Annotated in this window: 2 pseudogenes; both read right to left on the bottom strand. The window is 68.3% G+C overall.

The window, feature by feature from the left end:
* A pseudogene (gene proA / locus MOV75_RS41410) lies at nt 1-146 on the bottom strand (gamma-glutamyl-phosphate reductase); the annotation flags it as partial.
* Between the two features lie 218 nt (nt 147-364).
* A pseudogene (locus MOV75_RS41415) lies at nt 365-536 on the bottom strand (glutamate 5-kinase); the annotation flags it as partial.

Raw genomic sequence — 536 nt, forward strand, 5'->3', positions numbered from 1 at the left:
CGTTCCATGGCTTCGAGCGCCCGGGTCTTCTGCTCCGGCGGCGCCAGCGCCAGCACGCGCGCGGCAGCGCGGGCACGGGTTCCGAGATCGGTCATCAGGGCCTGAAGATCGGCGTTGCCGTCGACGGCTTTGAGGGAGGCGGCCATTGGAGTTTCAACCTTCTGCTAAGGCGGTGTCCTAGCACGGAAATCCCGCTTTTGCGAAGGGCGGGGAGGGTATGGCTGGGCTTCGGCCGGGTGGGGCGAGGCTTCGGCCACTGGCCCAGCCCAGACGTCATTCCGGGGCGATGCGAAGCATCGAACCCGGAATCTCGAGATTCCGGGTTCTGCGCTGGCGCACCGACCCGGAATGACGGAGGAGGCCCCTACCCGCCCATCACCAGATCGTCGCGGTGGATCATCTCCGACCGCCCGCTGATGCCGAGGATGGCCATCACGTCGGGGGAGGAGCGGCCCTTGATCTTCTCGGCGACCTCGGCGTCGTAGGCGATCAGGCCGCGGCCGACCTCGCTGGTGTCGGGGCCGCGGACGATCACG

This window comes from Bradyrhizobium sp. PRIMUS42, from assembly GCF_023006515.1.
Taxonomy (GTDB): Bacteria; Pseudomonadota; Alphaproteobacteria; order Rhizobiales; family Xanthobacteraceae; genus Bradyrhizobium.